Origin of the sequence: Kaistella sp. SH40-3 (genome assembly GCF_030686865.1) — a bacterium.
In the GTDB taxonomy this organism is placed as follows: domain Bacteria; phylum Bacteroidota; class Bacteroidia; order Flavobacteriales; family Weeksellaceae; genus Kaistella.
This window is the reverse complement of the sequence record NZ_JAQYUS010000001.1, coordinates 477,758-497,180: the sequence shown is the minus strand read 5'-3', so window position 1 is coordinate 497,180 and position 19,423 is coordinate 477,758. Positions and strand designations below refer to the sequence as shown.

17 protein-coding genes are annotated in these 19,423 nt (G+C 35.5%); 10 read left to right on the top strand and 7 right to left on the bottom strand.

From position 1 onward, the window contains the following. Positions 1–6 precede the first annotated feature (6 nt). Positions 7–900 carry a 16S rRNA (cytosine(1402)-N(4))-methyltransferase RsmH gene (gene rsmH, locus PUH65_RS02285; RefSeq protein ID WP_305518244.1) on the bottom strand — a complete coding sequence of 298 codons (894 nt, stop codon included), beginning with the start codon at positions 898–900 and terminating at the stop codon, positions 7–9. Between the two features lie 45 nt (positions 901–945). Beyond that, positions 946–1,416 (bottom strand): division/cell wall cluster transcriptional repressor MraZ, encoded by a 471-nt coding sequence (gene mraZ, locus PUH65_RS02280; protein ID WP_305518243.1) that lies wholly within the window; start codon positions 1,414–1,416, stop codon positions 946–948. A 246-nt stretch (positions 1,417–1,662) separates the two neighbouring features. On the opposite strand from mraZ, the gene PUH65_RS02275 reads away from it, so the two are divergent. The 6 genes from PUH65_RS02275 (at position 1,663) to PUH65_RS02250 (ending at position 7,990) form a co-directional block, all read left to right on the top strand. Beyond that, positions 1,663–2,427: an alpha/beta fold hydrolase gene (locus PUH65_RS02275; protein WP_305518242.1), complete on the top strand. Its 765-nt coding sequence runs from the start codon at positions 1,663–1,665 to the stop codon at positions 2,425–2,427. Positions 2,428–2,487: 60 nt separating this feature from the next. Beyond that, positions 2,488–3,105, top strand: a complete 618-nt coding sequence (gene yihA, locus PUH65_RS02270; RefSeq protein ID WP_305518241.1) for a ribosome biogenesis GTP-binding protein YihA/YsxC — start codon at positions 2,488–2,490, stop codon at positions 3,103–3,105. 24 nt (positions 3,106–3,129) lie between these two features. Beyond that, entirely contained in the window at positions 3,130–3,579 is a 450-nt protein-coding gene (locus PUH65_RS02265; RefSeq protein WP_305518240.1) for a GNAT family N-acetyltransferase, read from the top strand. 180 nt (positions 3,580–3,759) lie between these two features. After that, a complete protein-coding gene (locus tag PUH65_RS02260) occupies positions 3,760–5,064 on the top strand; it encodes a T9SS type A sorting domain-containing protein (protein WP_305518239.1) in 1,305 nt (434 codons plus the stop codon). 107 nt (positions 5,065–5,171) lie between these two features. Then, positions 5,172–7,310 (top strand): S46 family peptidase, encoded by a 2,139-nt coding sequence (locus PUH65_RS02255; protein WP_305518238.1) that lies wholly within the window; start codon positions 5,172–5,174, stop codon positions 7,308–7,310. Positions 7,311–7,429: 119 nt separating this feature from the next. After that, positions 7,430–7,990: a DUF3267 domain-containing protein gene (locus PUH65_RS02250; protein WP_305518237.1), complete on the top strand. Its 561-nt coding sequence runs from the start codon at positions 7,430–7,432 to the stop codon at positions 7,988–7,990. A 28-nt stretch (positions 7,991–8,018) separates the two neighbouring features. Here PUH65_RS02250 and msrA read toward each other — a convergent pair whose 3' ends face one another. Both msrA and PUH65_RS02240 read right to left on the bottom strand, forming a co-directional pair. Continuing rightward, entirely contained in the window at positions 8,019–8,579 is a 561-nt protein-coding gene (msrA, locus tag PUH65_RS02245) for a peptide-methionine (S)-S-oxide reductase MsrA (protein WP_305518236.1), read from the bottom strand. A 102-nt stretch (positions 8,580–8,681) separates the two neighbouring features. Further along, positions 8,682–9,644, bottom strand: a complete 963-nt coding sequence (locus PUH65_RS02240; protein WP_305518235.1) for an ROK family protein — start codon at positions 9,642–9,644, stop codon at positions 8,682–8,684. A gap of 208 nt (positions 9,645–9,852) precedes the next feature. Between PUH65_RS02240 and PUH65_RS02235 the strand changes: the two genes are divergently transcribed. Then, on the top strand, positions 9,853–10,713 hold the full coding sequence (locus tag PUH65_RS02235; protein ID WP_305518234.1) for an alpha/beta hydrolase: 861 nt from the start codon (positions 9,853–9,855) through the stop codon (positions 10,711–10,713). Positions 10,714–10,820: 107 nt separating this feature from the next. On the opposite strand, the gene secA is transcribed toward PUH65_RS02235, so the two are convergent. The 3 genes from secA to PUH65_RS02220 form a co-directional block, all read right to left on the bottom strand. After that, entirely contained in the window at positions 10,821–13,892 is a 3,072-nt protein-coding gene (gene secA / locus PUH65_RS02230; RefSeq protein ID WP_305518233.1) for a preprotein translocase subunit SecA, read from the bottom strand. A gap of 116 nt (positions 13,893–14,008) precedes the next feature. Beyond that, the gene (locus PUH65_RS02225; protein WP_015807225.1) at positions 14,009–14,230 is read right to left on the bottom strand and encodes a DUF2795 domain-containing protein; all 222 of its coding nucleotides are present in this window, start codon (positions 14,228–14,230) and stop codon (positions 14,009–14,011) included. A 95-nt stretch (positions 14,231–14,325) separates the two neighbouring features. Beyond that, entirely contained in the window at positions 14,326–15,354 is a 1,029-nt protein-coding gene (locus PUH65_RS02220; protein WP_305518232.1) for a GDP-mannose 4,6-dehydratase, read from the bottom strand. A 179-nt stretch (positions 15,355–15,533) separates the two neighbouring features. Between PUH65_RS02220 and PUH65_RS02215 the strand changes: the two genes are divergently transcribed. The 3 genes from PUH65_RS02215 to PUH65_RS02205 all read left to right on the top strand — a co-directional run bounded on the left by PUH65_RS02215 (position 15,534) and on the right by PUH65_RS02205 (position 19,414). Continuing rightward, a complete protein-coding gene (locus PUH65_RS02215; protein ID WP_305518231.1) occupies positions 15,534–15,812 on the top strand; it encodes a hypothetical protein in 279 nt (92 codons plus the stop codon). Between the two features lie 73 nt (positions 15,813–15,885). Further along, entirely contained in the window at positions 15,886–16,695 is an 810-nt protein-coding gene (locus PUH65_RS02210; RefSeq protein WP_305518230.1) for a DUF2797 domain-containing protein, read from the top strand. 43 nt (positions 16,696–16,738) lie between these two features. After that, positions 16,739–19,414 carry a hypothetical protein gene (locus tag PUH65_RS02205; protein ID WP_305518229.1) on the top strand — a complete coding sequence of 892 codons (2,676 nt, stop codon included), beginning with the start codon at positions 16,739–16,741 and terminating at the stop codon, positions 19,412–19,414. Positions 19,415–19,423 lie beyond the last annotated feature (9 nt).

Here is a 19,423-nt window from a genome sequence, read left to right as displayed (position 1 = left end):
AATTGCTTATATCTTTATTCCTGTTCTTAATTTTGCACTTCTTGCTCTCGAGTTTTCTTTAATTTCTTCTTGATCGGGAACTACTGCTTTTGTTTGTAAAAGATCAAATGATTTAGAAAAATTTCCATAAATGTCTCTTGCAGGTTCACCTTCGAACATTCCATTTTTCAAAAATCTCTTTACCAATCTATCTTCTAATGAATGGTATGAAATTGCGACTAATCTTCCGCCAGGTTTTAACATTCGGTGTGCCTGAACCAAAAGTTCTTTTATTACTTCCAACTCTTGATTAACTTCTATTCTGATGGCTTGAAAAATCTGGGCGTAAACTTTATTTTGCTTAAACTGTGGAATATAACTGAAGAGTTTTTTTAAATCCTCCGTCGTTTCGATTGGTTTCAATTTTCTTTGGTTAACAATTTCTCTTGCTAACTTTCTTGATTCCCGAATTTCTCCGTATTGATACAAGATGTCTGCGATATATTCTTCCTCATATTCATTAATCACTTTTTTCGCATCCAAAAGTTGCATTACATTCATTCTCATATCGAGCGGAGCGTTACTTCGGGTCGAAAAACCTCTTTCCGCTTCATCAAACTGATGAGAAGAAACCCCGAAATCCGCTAACACACCATCAATTTTAGAAACGCCATACATCATTAAGGCATTTTCTAAAAACCGAAAATTTTGATTAACCAGTGTAAATCTAGGATCGTCGATTGTGTTTTTTAAAGCATCTAAATCCTGATCGAAACCGTACAATTCCCCCTTCTCAGAAAGTCTACTCAGTATTTCACGCGAATGACCGCCACCGCCGAAAGTGCAATCCACGTATATTCCGTCTGGATTCGTTATCAAATCATCGACACTTTTTTTCAGTAAAACAGGATTGTGATACATTATTTTTATACTAAGTATTTGTATTTTAAAATTTCTTCGAATCTTCTATTGTTCCTCTTCATCAAAACAGATGGAACCCATAACGTCTTCTGCCAATCTTGCAAAATCTTCTTCGGAAGTTGCAATTACCTTTTCGTAGGCCTCTTTGTCCCAGATTTCGAAAAGTTCACCAGCACTCGTAATTACAATCTCTTTTCGAAGGTTCGCAAACAGCGTAAGGTCTTTCGAAATTTGTAATCTTCCCGAATTATCGGGTTCTACGGTTTTTACACCCGCCGTAAACATCCTTATAAAATCTGCATTTTTCTTGATGAATCGGTTGAGTTTATTGAGTTTAGTCATCAGTTGTTCCCAAGCCTGCATTGGATAAACCTCTAGGCATGGTTGAAATACAGCGCGTTTTACAACAAAGGACTCATCGCCAAAGTCTCCCATCTGTTTTACCAGAGATGAGGGGAGTTTTAGCCGACCTTTATCGTCGATTCTGCATTCATATGTTCCGATGAAATTCTTCATTTGGGACAAATTTATATAAAAATTTCCAAAAGCTCCCACTTTTTCCCACTTTTTGACTTAATGTTAATAAGTTTTGATTTGTGGATTAAAGTATTGATTAAAAAGAAGTTAAAAAATGATTTGAATTTTCTCTGGTATAAGTTGGTTATTCAGTAAGAAAATCTTAAATTTATTTTATAAATAGTGCTGAATAAATTTAATTTGGCGTTTAATTTGTATTTTTGCAAACGCTTAGGGCGAGAATTTATGGTATTTAAAACAAAAAGAGAAAAGAAGTTTGCTTTTATTGAAGCGGGAGAAGGTGACCCTGTAATTTTATTACATGGGTTAATGGGTGGTTTAAGTAATTTTGACAATACGGTTGAATATTTTTCAGAGAGAGGGTATAAGGTTTTTGTGCCTGTTCTTCCTATTTATGATTTACCAGTTCTAAATACAAACCTAACAACAATTGCAAAATATGTGGCCAAATTTATTGATGAAAAAGTTGGGAAACCTGCAACCATAGTAGGTAATTCTATGGGAGGCCACGTAGGTTTGATTCTTACTTTGGCCAGACCTGATTTGGTAGAGAATTTAGTTCTTACGGGAAGTTCGGGTTTATATGAAAGAACTTTTGGCGATAGTTTCCCGCGTAAAAGCGATAAGGATTATATAAGAAAGAAGACCGAAGAAGTGTTTTACGATCCAAAAGTGGCGACCCATGAATTGGTTGAAGAAGTTTTTTCGGTGGTGAACGACAGAATGAAAGGAATTAAAACCGTTATGTTGGCTAGAAGTGCTATTAAACATAATATGTTAAATGACTTGCCAAAAATTACCATTCCCGTATGTTTAATCTGGGGAAAACAAGATAATGTTACTCCGCCAGAAGTAGCAGTTGATATGCATAAATTCTTGCCCAATTCAGACTTATATTGGATCGAACATTGCGGCCATGCAGCAATGATGGAAAAACCAAATGAGTTTAATGAAATATTATATTCCTGGTTACAAAAAATAAAAAAATAGTTTTAATGGAAGTTTATTCTTCCATTTTTTATTTTTACTAAAATTAAAAAAAAACTGATTATGGTTATCAAAACAGCAGAATTCGTAAAAAGCAGTGATAAATGGCAGGATTGTCCCGAACCAACGATGCCGGAATATGCATTTATTGGAAGATCAAACGTTGGGAAATCCTCTTTGATCAATGCGCTGATGAATCATAAATACTTAGCAAAAACTTCTGGAACTCCAGGAAAAACTCAATTGATTAATAATTTCGTTATTAATGGTAGTTGGTCGCTTACGGATTTACCAGGTTACGGTTATGCCAGAGTTTCGAAAACTTTGAGAAAAGAATTTGAAAAATTAATTACCAATTATATTTTAAACCGAAAAAACTTGGTTAATCTTTTTGTTTTAATCGATTCAAGGCACACTCCGCAAGCCATCGATATTGAATTTATAGAATGGTGTGGGGAAAATTCCATACCCTTTTCAATCGTATTTACAAAAGCCGATAAATTGAAGCCGAATGTGATCACCAAAAATGTGGAACATTACAAATCAGAGTTATTGAAGACGTGGGAAGATCTTCCTGAAATCTATGTAACTTCTGCCGAGAAAAAAACGGGTGGTGATGAAATTCTAGATTTTATCAGTAAAACAAATGAATTTTTGATGCATAATCATGTAAAGTTCTAAGGATTAATTTATTCTTTAGTAAAGATGAAAAAACTCACCTGGAAAATAAAGACTTTCAACGACTTGTCTGCCTTTGAGTTGCATCAAATTTTAAAAGCAAGAATTGATGTTTTTGTCGTAGAACAAAACTGTCCATACCCTGAAGTTGACGGGGATGATCCACAGGCGATTCATCTCTGGGCTGAACACAGAGATGAGGTTGTAGCCTACTGCAGAATTTTTGAGCCAGGAATTAAATATGCGGAAGCATCGATCGGTAGAGTTCTCACCCATCAAAACTATCGGAAGATGAATTTGGGTAAAACTTTAATGAATTTTGCCATCAATATTATTAATGCCAGATTCACAGGAAGTTCTATCCGAATCTCTGCGCAAGATTATCTTCTGCCATTTTACACCAATTTAGGTTTTATTGCTACTGGAAAAAGTTATTTAGAAGATAGTATTCCTCATTCAGAGATGCTGCGGTCTTGATTTCAATATAGTATTCTATTTCCTTTATCGCAGTTGTTTTCAGTATTCAGACCAAAATTAGTATTTTCTACAAATGCGATATTCTCACTGTTTATTAAAAATCTTTAAAAAAGTCTCATAATATTTGGCTATTATATTCAAAATCTATATTTTTACCAAAATCATTTAACTTTAAATATTATGAAAAAACTTTTACTTACGAGTTTTGCGCTAGTTGCAATGGCGACTCAAGCACAAACGTGGACTGAATATCCTGCTAATTTTTCTGCAGCGAGTACAGGACTAAACAACATTAAAATTGTTGATGCAAATGTTGCATGGGGAACTGGCGTGAATGGAACTAATGGACAGTCCTTAAAAATATTTTCTAAAACCATTAACGGTGGAACAAGCTGGACTTCCGGAACAATCAACTTCGGGAATAGTACAACGGGACTTAGTGATTTCACTGCTGTTTCGGCAAATGTTGCATGGGCGGCAGGTAATGGTTCCAGTGCAGCAACAAACGGCGTTTGGAAAACTACCGATGGTGGTTCAACTTGGACAAAGCAAAGTGCTTATGCTGCAACCTCTTTTCCTGATATTGTTTATTTCTGGGATGAAAACAATGGTGTGACAATGGGTGATCCTGTTGGAGGTTATTATGAAATTTATACTACAACTAATGGTGGAGCATTGTGGACAAGAGTTCCAAGTGCTAATATTCCTGCTCCCCAGCCTGGAGAAGGAGGCTATACTACGATAAAAGCAGTTGCGAAAGAAGACGGTACAATTTGGTTTGGAACCTCGGAAGGTAGAGTTTACAAATCTAGTGATAAAGGAGCAACATGGTCGGTAGCTGTAACTCCAATTCTTGATTTTGGAAGTCTAGCGGCAAATGGAGAAATAACAATTAAAAACGCCAATACTGCATGGTTAATGGATCAAGATAATGCTATTTTTGCTACTGATGATGCGGGTGAAACTTGGGATTTTTTATCTCCCAACGGAACTGTTTATAGCAGTTTTGCTTATGTTCCGGGAACAACGCAAACTCTTATTTCCGCTGGATTAGACGAGGCAGGTGAAATAGTGGGAAGTTCTATAAGTACTGATGGAGGCCTTAATTGGACAGATTTAGATGAGCCTGGTCAAGTACTTGATATCGCAGCATTCAGCCCAAGTCATATTATTGCTTCAGGGTATTCTAGTACTGCGGGAGGAACAGGTTCAGCTTATAAATTAAGTCCTCTTTTAGCGACTGTTGATGCTAACCAATCAGCAAAAAAACTTTCTGTTTACCCTAACCCGACAAATGGCGAGGTAAATATTGTTTCTAAAAGCAATGTAAAAAATGTTCAATTGTTAGATATGAATGGTAAAGTGATTAAAAACTTTTCAAGTACAAAACAATTAAATATTTCTTCTGTTGGATCTGGAGTTTATTTGTTGAAAGTAACTACAGAAGATGGAAAATCTACTGCTACGAAACTTGTTAAAAAATAAGAAAATTACATTTATAATATAAAGGGCGAGATTTCTCGTCCTTTTTTTTGTTATAATGCCCTATATTAAATGATTTTCTTAATTTAGCCCTATTAAAAAATTTATCAATGAAAAGAATATTATTGTTGCTCACATTTATGTTGAGTTTTCTGCAACTGAAAGCAGATGAAGGAATGTGGCTTTTGAGCATGGTCAAAAGACTAAATGGAGTTGACCTTAAAAAAGAAGGTTTAAAATTAACCCCGGAAGAAATTTATTCCATAAATAACTCAAGTCTTAAAGATGCGATCGTGCAGTTTGGTGGCGGTTGTACTGCTGAAATGGTTTCAAAAGAAGGTTTGCTATTTACAAATCACCACTGCGGTTACGGAAATATTGCAGCACTTTCTACTCCAGAAAAAGATCACCTTACTAATGGTTTCTGGGCAATGAAAAAAAGCGAGGAGCTTCCTTCAAAAGGTCTTTCTGTGAGATTTATGGTAAGAATGGATGATGTTTCAAAAAGAATCAACGCCAAACTTAATAACAATATGTCTGCGGAAGAAAGAAAAGCAATCATTGATGCAGAGTATAAATTAATCCAAACTGAAAATTCAGAAAACGGGAAATATACCGTTGTAGTGAGAGATTTCTATAACGGAAATGAATTCTATTACTTCGTCTACCAAGACTTTAAAGATGTTCGTTTGGTAGGAACTCCTCCAAATGCATTAGGTAAATACGGTGGCGATACCGATAACTGGGAGTGGCCAAGACATACTGTAGATTTCTCTGTATTTAGAGTGTATGCAGATACTAATGGTAACCCGGCAGAATATTCGCCAAGCAACGTTCCAATGACTCCTAAACATGCGCTTCCTATTTCTTTAAAAGGATATAAGCCAGGAGATTTTGCAATGATTTTAGGATATCCAGGGAGAACTAACAGATATTTGACTTCTTACGGAATTAGCCAAATGGTAAATAAAGATTATCCAGCTTGGGTAGAAGCTTCTAAAGTTGCAATGGATGTAATGAAAAAGTACATGGATAAAGATCAGGCAACAAAACTTGATTATGCTTCTCAATATGCTTCAGTAGCCAATTACTGGAAAAACAGACAGGGAACTATCGATGCGGTTAATAAAAACGGAACGATTGCTGAAAAGCAAGCTTTGGAAGAAAAATTCCAGACTTGGGCCTTAATGCCTGAAAACAGAGAAATGTACGGGGGAATTTTACAGGATATTCAATCAAATTACGCTCAAACTTCTGACCGTAATGTAGAGAGAAATTATTCTTCTCAATTGCAAAGAAATGCAAAGTATATCACCATTTCTTACCAGTTAGGTTCACTTTTGAAAACTTACGCTGATCAGGACGAGGCAGGAAAAGTTGCAATGAAAACCAAAGTGATCGATGCAATTGAAAGACTTTATAACAAACTGAACATTAACCTGGAAGGTGAAATGTTAAATTCTATGGTGAGTTTATACCAGCAAAGAGTTAACAAATCAGTTGGTTCGCCAACCTTGTTCGCAGCAGATGCGAAAAATCTTTCTACCATGGCTTTCGCTTCTATTTTTGCTACAAAAGAATCTGCAATGGATTTTGTAAATAATCCTGACCGTTTAAAAATCGATGCTGATCCTTTATTAAAATTGGCAAATGGTTTCGTAGAAGATCAGAAATTAAGTGGAGAAAAATTTACAAAAGTTGACGATGCTTTCACAAAAAACAGCAGACTGTTTTTAGATGGTCTTAGAAAATCTCAGCCAGAAACCGCTTTCTATCCAGATGCGAACTCTACCATGAGATTAACTACCGGTAAAGTTACGACTCTACCAGAAAGAGCAGATAGAAATTATGCAGGGATCAAACAAAAAAACAACTACTACACCGAAATTAACGGTATGGTTGCAAAGCATAAAAAAGGAGATGAGGAATTCGAATTACCTCAAAGATTCTTAGATCTGGTTAAGAAAAAAGACTTCGGTCAGTATAAAGATAAAAAAGGGTTTATGCCTGTTAACTTCTTAACAGATAATGATATCACTGGAGGAAACTCTGGATCACCTGTACTTGATGGCGAAGGAAACCTTCTTGGTTTAGCATTCGATGGAAACAGTGAAGCGTTAAGTGGTGATATTATCTTCGATCCGAAATTGCAGAAAACAATTAATGTAGATGTGAGAATGGTTCTTTGGACAATTGAAAAATACGGAAAAGCAGGACATCTAATCAGTGAAATGACTTTGGTAAAATAATTCAATTTAGAATTTTTAAAGACCGCTGGACTTTTCAGCGGTCTTTTTTTGTCATTATTAATGGGAGTTTATCCTTTTTAGAATGACTTATTTTTAATAAAAAATTTTAAGGTATAACTATGGAATTTGATAATTTTGTTAAAGAGAAAAAAATAATAGATTTACACAAAGCAAATGGAGAAGCATTAAAATATCTCGCTTTCTTTATGGTTATTTTTTCGGTGCCATTTTATTTTATCTGGGGTTTCGCATTACCTAAATTAAATTCAGAGTATTTAATATTAAAGGCTCTTAGTCCATTAATCATTCTTCTTCTTGGAATTGTAGCACACGAATTGATCCACGGAATATTCTTCGCTCTGTATGCTTCCAAAGGCATCAAATCGATTAAGTTCGGCATTCTCTGGAAGATGTTAACTCCATATTGTCACTGCAAAGAACCTTTGAAAATTAAACAGTATATAATTGCGTTACTTGCTCCATTGTTGATTTTAGGAATTATTCCCTCCATCATTGGTTTAGCAATCGGAAATGGTTTACTCTTAATTTTCGGGATATTTTTCTCATCTGCAGCAGCAGGAGATCTTATGATTTACTTCCTCATCAGAAAAGAAAATCCCGAAGATTACGTTCAGGATCATCCTTCAGAAGCGGGATATTATATTTTCAGAAAAAAATAAAGCGAAGAATTAATCTTCGCTTTTTATATTAACTTACTTCGGGTCTTAACATTCCCAGTTCTCCAAAATGTTTTTTAAATTTCGCAACTTTAGGTCCTACGACTGCGCTGCAAAAAGGTTGGGTAGGATTTGCCTCATAATATCCTTGATGATATTGTTCGGCAGGCCAAAATTTTTCAAGTTTTGTAATTTCAGTAACATACTTTCCGCTGTACTTTCCTGAGGCTTCAGATTGTTTCATAGCCGCTTCTGCTTTTGCTTTCTCAGCATTATCTTTATAAAAAATTACAGAGCGGTATTGTGTTCCAATATCAGCTCCCTGTCGGTTTAATTGAGTGGGATCGTGTAGGAAAAAGAAAGCATCCATCAATTGTTCGTACGTAATAATTTTAGGGTCATAAGCCATTTGAACTACTTCTGCATGTCCAGTTTCTCCCGTACAAACCTCTTCGTAAGTTGGGTTTGCTTTATGTCCACCTGCATAACCTGACGTCGTAGATTCTACACCTTTTAATAAATCGAGCACGCTGTCAACGCACCAAAAACACCCACCACCAAAAGTGATATATTCTAGATTTTGTTTATCCATTTTGTTTTTATTTGTTTTAGTTTCCTGTCCGTTACAAGAACTTAAAAAAGTACTGATAATAAGAATTAATAATTTTTTAGCCGAAAATGGTTATATTCACTTTTACCAGACCAAAGCGCTTGCTCCCAGAATTGCAGCATCGGCTTCATCAAGTTCACTGAAAACCAGTTTCACTTTATTTCTAAAAATAGGCAACAGATTTCTTTCCATATGAAGTTTTGTAGGTTTCAATATAAAATCGCCCGCTTTGATCACGCCACCAAAAAGCAAAATTGCTTCTGGCGAAGAGAACATGACAAAATTTGCAAGAGCTTCTCCTAACTTCTGTCCCGTATATCGGAAAACTTCAATAGCAGTAGGATCTCCTTTTGTGGCACATTCATAAACTACCTTAGAATTGATCTCTTCTTCTGGGTAATCATTCAGCATAGAAGTAGGAAACTCTGCACGCATTTTTTTTGCAGTGATGGTGATTCCGGTTGCAGAGGCATAGGCTTCTAAAGAACCTTCTGATCCTGTGCTCCAGTGTTTTCTGCCGCCAGGTTTTACAATCGTGTGACCGAGTTCTCCAGCAAATCCATCGTGACCATAGATCAGTCGACCATTTGACACAATTCCGCTTCCAACGCCTGTTCCCAAAGTCATCATGATGAAATCTTTCATTCCTCTAGCAGCACCGAACATCATTTCTCCGAGTGCGGCAGCATTGGCATCATTCGTCATTTTGCAAGGAACTCCAAATTTTTCTGTCATTATTTTCGCAAATGGAATTACACCTTTCCAGCGAAGGTTTGGTGCTTGCTCAATGGTTCCGGTGTAGAAATTAGCATTGGGTGCACCGACTCCGATTCCGTCGAAATGTCTTTGCCCACAGTGCTTCATAATTAATGGAGAGACCTTTTCATAAAGAGCATCTGCGAATTCTTCTGCTGTGGGATAGTCTTCTGTTTTGAGGCTTCCTTTTTCTAAAATTTCACCTCTATGATTTACGAGTCCGTATTTGGTATTGGTTCCCCCAATATCGATGCCGAGTGCTACTTGTTTGGATAGGTCTAGTAATGCCATTAATGAAAAAATTTAATCCTTAAAATTACAAAAATTATTAGAATTGTTGCCAAAAAAAGGTTTCTATTGCTACATTCTTTTAAATTATTTTATAGTGATGATTGGTGATGAATTTGGTTTATTCAAATGAAAAACAGCATTTTATTTAAAATTTAGATCGTGTTAATTTACAGTTTTATTTTGGTACAAATTTTTCTATAAGTGCGTTATGAAAAAAAGTATTCTTAAATATAATTTATGGACTATAGGGCTATTCAGTATTGTCCTTACTTCGTGTAGTTCTAAATACCGCGTAAAAGTAGGGCAGAATGAGAAGAAAATATATAATTTAAAATATGGTGATGCCCGTCAGCAGACGATGGATGTTTTTATTCCTGAATCATTTGATAAAGAAATTCCTACAGTTATCATTGTACATGGCGGCGCCTGGAAGATGGGACGAAAAGAACACATGAAGATGATTCAGAAGTTTTTGCACAAAAACAGTATTCCCACAGCCAATATTAATTATCGGCTCGTTAATAAGAAATCAACTTACAGACAACAGTTAGAGGATATCGGTTTGGCTGTTGAAAAAATTAATGCTCTGGCTAAAGAAGAGGGGTTTAAGGAAGATAATTATATTATTTTGGGTGAAAGTTCTGGTGGACATATTTCGATGCTTTATGGCTACAATAATCCTCAGCACATCAAGAAAATTATCTCTTTGAGTGGTCCCACTGATTTTTATACTGAAAATTATACGAGCTCATTTTATTCCAAATATTCTTCGCCAACCATCCAGGAGGTGGTGGGAGAAAAGTTTGACCGTAAAAATCTATCGGTAGAATTTAAAAAGGCAAGTCCAATCGCAAATGTTTCTAATGTACCGACCTTAATGTTCCAGGGCGACCGGGATATTTTAGTCAATAAAAAACAAGGTTTGGTTTTGGATTCAGTATTGACTGAAAAAGGAATTCCTCATCAATTAATCTTTATGAAAAATACAGGTCATATCCCGCGATTTTTCAGTAAAAAGAAAAGAGCAAATATCATATTTCCAAATATTCTTGAATGGGTGAAAAGTTAAAGCCTGTTACCTAATTTGATAATAAGGTTTAAACTTTGTCCCGTTCTAAAAAAGAAACCCAGCGTGAAATTTTCGCGCTGGGTTTTTTATTAAATGGTATAATGTATTTACGCTGGGATTTCTCCTTTGAATAAGAATGATACAATTTCTTTGTTTACTCTTTCTACCATTTCTGTGAAAAGGTAAAAGGATTCTTGTTTATAAATAACCAATGGATCTTTTTGTTCGTAAACCGCCCCTTGAGAAGAACGTCTTAGGTCATCCATTTCTCTTAAGTGCAATTTCCAGTTTTCATCGATGATTGCAAGTGAAATATTTTTCTCGAAATCATTGATTAAGGACTCACATTGCGTATCATGAGCTTCTTTCAAATCAGTAACAATAGTCATTGTTTTAGTACCATCAGTGAAAGGAACTTGAATCATTTTGAACATTGACCCTTGATTTTGGAAGACATTCTCGATAATTGGGAATGATTTTTCTTTCAGTAAGTTCAATTTCATTTTATAATCTTCACTCGCTGCTTTGAAGAGAATCTCAGTTAATTCTGGAGCTTGTTTGGTTTTGAATTCACTTTCTGTCACCGGAGCTTCCATCGTGAAATACTTAATGATTTCGTGTTCGAATTCTTTGTAATCTCCTTCTAATTTCCCTCTGCTAACAAGTGATTGCGCTACATCAAAAATCATGTTAGAAATATCGTATTTCAAGTGATCACCGAATAATGCATTCTTTCTTCTTTTGTAAATAACATCACGTTGTTTGTTCATAACATCGTCATATTCCAAAAGTTTTTTTCTAATTCCGAAGTTATTCTCTTCAACTTTTTTCTGCGCTCTTTCAATGGATTTAGAAATCATTCCGTGTTGAATTACTTCTCCTTCTTTATGACCCATTCTGTCCATCATTTTCGCGATTCTTTCAGAACCGAAAAGACGCATTAAATTATCTTCAAGAGAAACATAGAACTGCGAACTTCCTGGATCTCCCTGTCTTCCGGCACGACCTCTTAACTGTCTATCAACACGTCTGGAGTCATGTCTTTCAGTACCGATAATTGCCAAACCTCCGTTTTTCTTCACTTCGCCTTGCAATTTAATATCCGTACCACGACCTGCCATGTTGGTTGCAATAGTAACCACTCCTGGTCCACCAGCCATTGCTACAATTTCTGCTTCTCTGGCGTGTAGTTTCGCATTCAAAACATTATGCTGAATTTTTCTCAACTGTAATGCTTTTGATAATAATTGAGAAATCTCAACTGAAGTTGTACCCACCAAAACTGGTCTTCCTGCTGCAGTTAATCTTTCAACTTCTTCAATTACCGCGTTGTATTTTTCACGATTTGTTTTATAAACCAAATCTTGTTTGTCATCTCTTTGAATTGGTCTGTTGGTCGGGATTACGACTACATCCAATTTATAAATTTCCCATAATTCACCCGCTTCAGTTTCTGCTGTACCTGTCATCCCCGCAAGTTTGTTGTACATTCTGAAATAATTCTGAAGAGTAATGGTCGCAAAGGTTTGAGTAGCGGCTTCAATTTTTACATTTTCTTTCGCTTCAATCGCTTGGTGAAGTCCGTCTGAATAACGTCTTCCTTCCATAATACGACCGGTTTGCTCATCTACGATTTTCACCTCGCCGTCGATTACCACATATTCGTCATCTTTTTCAAATAAGGTATATGCTTTTAATAACTGGCTAAGCGTATGAATTCTTTCTGATTTTACTGCGAAATCACTGAATAATTTCTCTTTCAGTTCAAATTCTTCTTCTTTAGATAAGTTCTGTTTTTCAATTTCTGCGATTTCAGTTCCGATATCATTTAAAACGAAGAAATCTTTATCTTCATTTCCGGCAGACATGTATTCTACTCCTTTGTCGGTCAATTCAATCTGATTGTTTTTTTCGTCAATAACAAAGTACAAATCTTTATCAGCGATCGGCATATCTTTGTTATTATCCTGCATATATTGCCCTTCTACTTTTTGAAGAAGTGCTTTATGACCACTTTCCGAAAGGAATTTAATCAACTGACGGTTTTTTGGTAAACCTCTGTATGCCTGAAGCAATTTAAATCCACCTTCTTTCGTGTTTCCGCTGGCGATTAATTTTTTCGCTTCATGGAAAATTGCGCTTACCGTCTTTTTCTGAATCTCTACAATTCGGTCAACTGATGGTTTCAAAGTGTCATATTCCTGTCTGTCTCCTTGTGGAACTGGACCAGAAATAATTAATGGTGTTCTAGCATCATCAACTAAAACTGAATCTACTTCATCTACAATGGCAAAGTTTAATTCACCCTGAACTAATTCAGAAGGTGAAGTTACCATGTTATCTCTCAAATAGTCAAAACCAAATTCGTTATTGGTTCCGTATGTAATGCTTGATTGATATGCTTTTCTTCTCGCGTCAGAGTTTGGTTGGTGATTATCAATACAATCAATGGTCATCCCATGGAATTGATAAATCGGTCCCATCCAAAGGGAGTCACGTTTTGCCAGGTAATCATTTACGGTTACTACGTGAACACCTCTTCCTGGTAGTGCGTTCAGGTAAATTGGCAAGGTTCCTACTAAAGTTTTACCTTCACCAGTTGCCATCTCCGCAATTTTTCCGCTGTGCAATACAACTCCACCGATGAACTGTACATCGTAGTGAACCATATCCCAAACAATCGGAGTTCCAGCAGCGTCCCACTTATTTTTCCAGACTGCGGTGTCGCCGTCTAATTCTATAAAATCTTTAGTTGCCGCAAATTCACGATCTAAATCAGTCGCTGTAACACGAATCTCTCCGTTTTGCGCTAATCTTCGAGCAGTCTCTTTGATCAATGCGAATGCTTCGGGAAGAATTTCGTTCAGAACTTTTTCTTCAACTTGATAAGATTCTTTTTTCAAAGTTTCGATCTTCGTAAAGAGCGATTCTTTCTCATCAACATTCGTAGAGTTCTTTATCTGTTCTTTGGTTGCCTCTATCTGAGCCGTAAAATCCGCAGTGGCCGTTTTTAATTTCTCTTTAAATTCAGCAGTTTTGGCTCGCAGACCGTCATCGGTTAACTCCCCAATTTTTGGTTCTACTGCTTTTATTTTATTTAAAACTTTTTTTACTTCCTTGAGGTCAGTTACGTTTTTGTCACCAAGAAAACCTTTAAGAACATTATCTATAAATCCCATAGTATTTGCTTTAGGCTTTATGCGTGGGAGCACGCAGCCATTTTAAAAATTTTAATTTTTAGAATTTTTCTAAAATATAAAAGTCGATTGTCGAAAACGACTATCGACTGTGTTTTTTAATATTCATCTTCATTCCAGAGAAAATCATCATCGGTTGGATAATCGCTCCATACCTCTTCGATTGACTCGTAAATCTCTCCCTCATCTTCGATGGCTTGGAGATTCTCCACCACTTCCATTGGTGCACCTGTTCTAATTGCATAATCAATAAGTTCAGCCTTTGTCATAGGCCAAGGAGCGTCGCTTAAATAAGAAGCCAATTCTAATGTCCAATACATATAATATAATTTTTTGCAAAAATATAAAAATCAGCGACATAAAAAATCTTTTTGTCTCTGATTTTCAACATTATTTGATTAATATTCATTTTTTTTCAAGAACCATTTCTCAAAAACCATTCCACAAACTTTTTTATGCCATTTTGGAAGTGAGTTCGTGGCTGATAACCGATTAAAGTTTTGGCTTTTTGAATGTTCGCATTCGTTTTTTCAACATCGCCTGGTTGTAGTGGCAGATTTTTTTTAATTGATTTTTTCTCCAGTTCATTTTCAATAGTTTCCACCATTTCATTTAAATTAATGACTTGACTTTCACCTAAATTAATAATTTCATAAACTTGATTCTGGCTTTCAATATGCGTGATCGATTTATGAATCCCTTCAATAATATCATCGATAAAGGTATAGTCTCTTGCAGTAGAACCATTGCCATAGAAAGGAATCTCTTTGTTTTCAGAAATTAATTTTGTGAATTTATGAATCGCAAGATCAGGTCTTTGTCGCGGTCCGTAAACCGTAAAAAACCTTAAGTGAATCATATCTATTCCATACAAATGATGATAGACGTGTCCTAAAATTTCACCAGATTTCTTCGTCGCAGCATAAGGGGAGATTGGGTGTTCAACTGAATCATCTTCGGAGAAAGGAGTCTTTTCATTGTTCCCATAAACACTGGAACTTGAAGCATTAATGAATTTTTTAATTTGAAAATCTTTACACAATTCCCAAAGGTTCATAGTTCCTTTAATATTCACTTCTGCATATTCCAAAGGACTCTCAATAGAAGGTCGAACACCTGCCAAAGCCGCGAGGTGAATGACCATGTCGATTTTGTGTTTCTGAAAAATCTTTTCTAAACCCTCTTTATTTCTAATGTCTTGGTAATAAAGTTGATAATCTTTAATCGAGGTTTCGAAAATTAACTTTTGAATATCCAGTTGTTTTTCATGGAAAGAAAATTCCAATGTTTTACCGACTGACTCTAATGTATTTTTGATTTTAATCTTATAATCGTAAAAATCATCAAAGTTGTCAATGTTAATGACAGAATGTCCATTTTTTAATAAGTGTTCGACCAAATGAGAACCAATAAAACCGGAGCCGCCTGTAACAAGATAATTCATTTTGTGATTTTAAAATGCTAAGATATGGATTAAATGAAAATTTCTACCTCTTCTGAGAGGGTATTCCTTTTTGCTTTTGATTATAATTAAAAAATTAAATTAAGTCACTCATTATAATGGAGTTAAAAAAAATTTCTATTTGTTTTTTTCTGTAACTTTGTTAGGATAAAACCAAAATTATGAAACACAACATCATCAAGTTTTCGTTAGCGGTTGCCGCTACATTTTTTATGGTAACATCATGCAGTAAAAAAGAAACCGAAACTACAGACATTGAAAATCCTGAAGTTGCTTTACCAACTTCAGATTCGTTAACCAGAAGTGATTCTACCAATTTGAGTTATGACTCCGCTACGGTGACAACTGCCGTCGGTGTTAAGGATGAAGAGCAAAATGCAATGAAAGATGAGAAGGAAGATGCCGAAAAAATGAAAAAAGACGAACAAGAGAAAAAGTAATTACTTTTCTTTTATAAACTTAAAACATCCTAATCAAGGATGTTTTTTTATATTTGACTCTAAATATTTAAAAATGAAATTCTCCGGACAAATTCTCAAAATGGCAACACAAAATGGCCAGCCAATTCAATATTTTCTTAACCTGTCGAATGATTTAATTAATATGAATCAGTTGATCGGTAAGATTATTAAATTAAAACATATCGGCTACGAGTGTGTGAATTGCAGCAGCGATGCGAAAATCTACCGAATGGGTTTCTGTAAAAAATGTTTTTTCGAAAGTCCGTTTGCGAGCGAATCCATTATTCGTCCGGAACTGTCAACTGCGCATTTGGGGATTGGCGAGCGGGATTTGGCCGTAGAGGAATCGATTCAGTTAAAACCACATATCGTTTATCTTGCTTATACTGGCGATGTAAAGGTTGGGGTAACACGGGAATCTCAAATCCCAACCAGATGGATTGATCAGGGTGCAACTTTCGCGCTTCCTATTGCTAAAACCGAAAACCGCTATGAAGCAGGAATGATCGAGGTTGCCATGAAAGAACATCTTAATGATAAAACCAACTGGCGCAAAATGCTGGAAGATGATTTCGAAGATGATTTGGATTTAGCCGATTTCAGGGAGAAAGTTAAAAATTACTTTCCAGATGATTTTAAAAATTTCTATTCGGGAGATGCAGAGATTACTAGATTGGATTATCCTTATGAAGCACCGGAAAAAATTACATCTTTTACTTTAGATAAAAAACCGGAATTCGAAGGGGTTTTAAAAGGAATCAAAGGCCAATATCTTTCGTTCGAAGGTGGGAATTTTATTAATGTTAGAGGGCATGAAGGTTATGTGGTTGAAATGGAAATAGGATTGAGCCTCAGTGAATAATGGGAGTTAAGCGCAATGGTGCATAAATTGATTGTTCAAGTTTATGAAGAAAAAATACATCCGTTTATTTTCAATAATTTTTGGGATTCTGCTGTTGCTTTTTCTCATCGTAAACTTTGGGCTGAATTTCTGGCTCAAATATAATTTACCGAATTACATCAAGAAAAATTCTGACTATATTATTACGTACAAAACGCTGGATGTCGATACAGGAACGGGAAATATACATGCGACCGGAATTACCATTAATAATCAAAATCCGGATCGTACGGATAAATTAGGTTTGCAGGGAACGGTTGATACGCTCTCGATTTCCAGATTGGGGATTTATGATTTGATTTTTTCAAAAAGCATTTCAACAGATGATTTAACGCTTAACGGACCGAACCTTAATATTGTTTTGCCTAAACCGATTGATGAAAAAACGAGCAAAAAATCTAATACGCCAACATTTAAGAATATCAATATCAGTGAGGGTAATATTCAGGTTTTTCGACCTACGAAACAGAAACTTCTGTCGGTGAAGGAATTGGATTTATCGGTAGAAAATCTCGAGATGACCGAAAAATCGGTTGATAATCAATTGCCAATTGCTTTTGAAAAATACCATCTTAAAGGGAAAAACTTCTTTTTCCGGCCAGATAATGTGTATGCTTTTACGGCGCAATCAATTTCAACGGAAGATGGGCAAATGAACGTGAAGAATTTCGCGATGATTCCACTTTTGTCCTATCAAAATTTTCTTAGATATTATCCTAAAAAAAGAAATCTCTTTGATGTTAAAGCGACTGAGATGAGTTTCAAAGACATCATCATTAAAAATAATAAATTGTCGCTTACGAACGTGAAATTCGAAAGTCCACAAGTGACGATGTTTACTACCAATGTAAAATCTGAGGAGAAAAAAAAGAGTTTCACCTATGATGTTAATCTGGAAAATGTATTGCTGAGCAATGCGAAAATAAATATTCTAAAACCTTCCGGAACACCATTTTTTGCAGCCGAAAATTTAACAATGCAGATTAATCAACTCGTGATGAATGATGAAACTGCGAAAGGAAATATTCCTTTTCAATATAATGATTTCGATATTAAAGGAGAGAATATCAATTATGTTTCGGCTACTGAAAATGTAAAAGTTGCCAGTTTAAATATACAGCCGAAATCTGCTGATTTACAAAATATTTCAGTGAAGCCAACCTCGGTTCATTCTGATAAAACAAGTTTGGATTTAACTGCTCAACATCTTCAACTTAAAATAAACAACTGGGAATTCATTAAAAATAAACTGAAGTTAGATATTCAAAATGTTTTGGTAAATCAACTGAACGGAACGGTTAAAACAGCCAGTAATCCTCAGAAAAAGAAACCAACTTTTGATGGAATCCAGTTTCCTTTAACAGTGAAAAATGTAGTATTGAAGAATTCTAATCTGGAGGTTGATAGTAAAAATCAGCCGTTGGTTTTCAAAGATTTGAATGCGAATATCCAGCAAATTGAAATGAACGACCAAACAATTAAAGATGCAATTCCTTTTAAAACAGGAAATTATAGTTTGACCACCAGAAACTTTAATTATAAAACGAAATTTTACAATCTCTCGGCCTCGCTTTTAAAGTTGAATAAAAACACAGTTCAGATTTCTAATTTTGCCATGAAGCCAACGGTTTCCAGAACGCAATATATTCGAATGATTCCAACAGAAAAAGATTTATATGATTTGAAAATTAATCAGATAACGGCCAATGGAAAATGGGATCTCGTTTCTGAAAGTAAATTTTTAGATGTTGATCAAATCACATTAAATCAACTGGATGCCAATGTTTTCCGAAGTAAAATCCCAAAAGATGATTTAAGTGAAAAACCGATGTATTCTAAATTGTTACGTTCAATTAAATTTCCGGTTTTTGTTCAGAATTTAGATATCAAAAATTCACTTTTGGTTTATGAAGAAGACACTAAAAAAAGTGATGGTCCCGGAAAACTCACCTTCAATAATTTGAATTTGAGTGCGAAGAATGTGAATTCGGGAAAGATGAAAAACAGACCAACTCAAATTCCCATCACCATTCAGTGTCAGTTTATGAATGCTTCGCCAATGAATGTGAAGTGGAGTTTTGATACGGCGAATATGAATGATGCTTTTGCAATTTCAGGGAATATTGCAGATTTACCGGCGTCCAGGATTAATCCATTTATAGAACCTTATTTGAAGGTTCGGGCGACGGGTTTAATTTCTGACTTGATTTTTAATTTTAAAGGAACTCAGCGCGGAATCGGCGGAACTTTGAAAATGGTTCATCAGAATTTAAAAGTCTCTATACTGAAACAAACCGGTGAGAAAGATAAGATCCTGTCTGCCGTTGCCAATATATTTGTACGAACTGATTCGGGTAATTATCCGGAATCTGTGGAGGTTGAGGAAGTGGAGCGCGATAAAACAAAATCCTTTTTTAATCTCTTCTGGCGTGGAATTGAGCAAGGTTTAAAGAAAACTTTGATCGGGAAAAACGCCCCGAAAACAGAACAATCGATTAAAAACACGGTCGAAAATACTAAATCTGCCTTAGAGCAAAACAGAGTTGAATTAAAGGAAACCAAAGCAGAAGTGAAGCAAAAAGTAGAGAACGCCAAACAGAAAGTACAGGAGAAAAAAGAGGCGGTGAAAGAGAAGGGTATCTTTAGAAACCTGTTCAAGAAAAAAACCGACTCGGTTTAAAACGAGCCG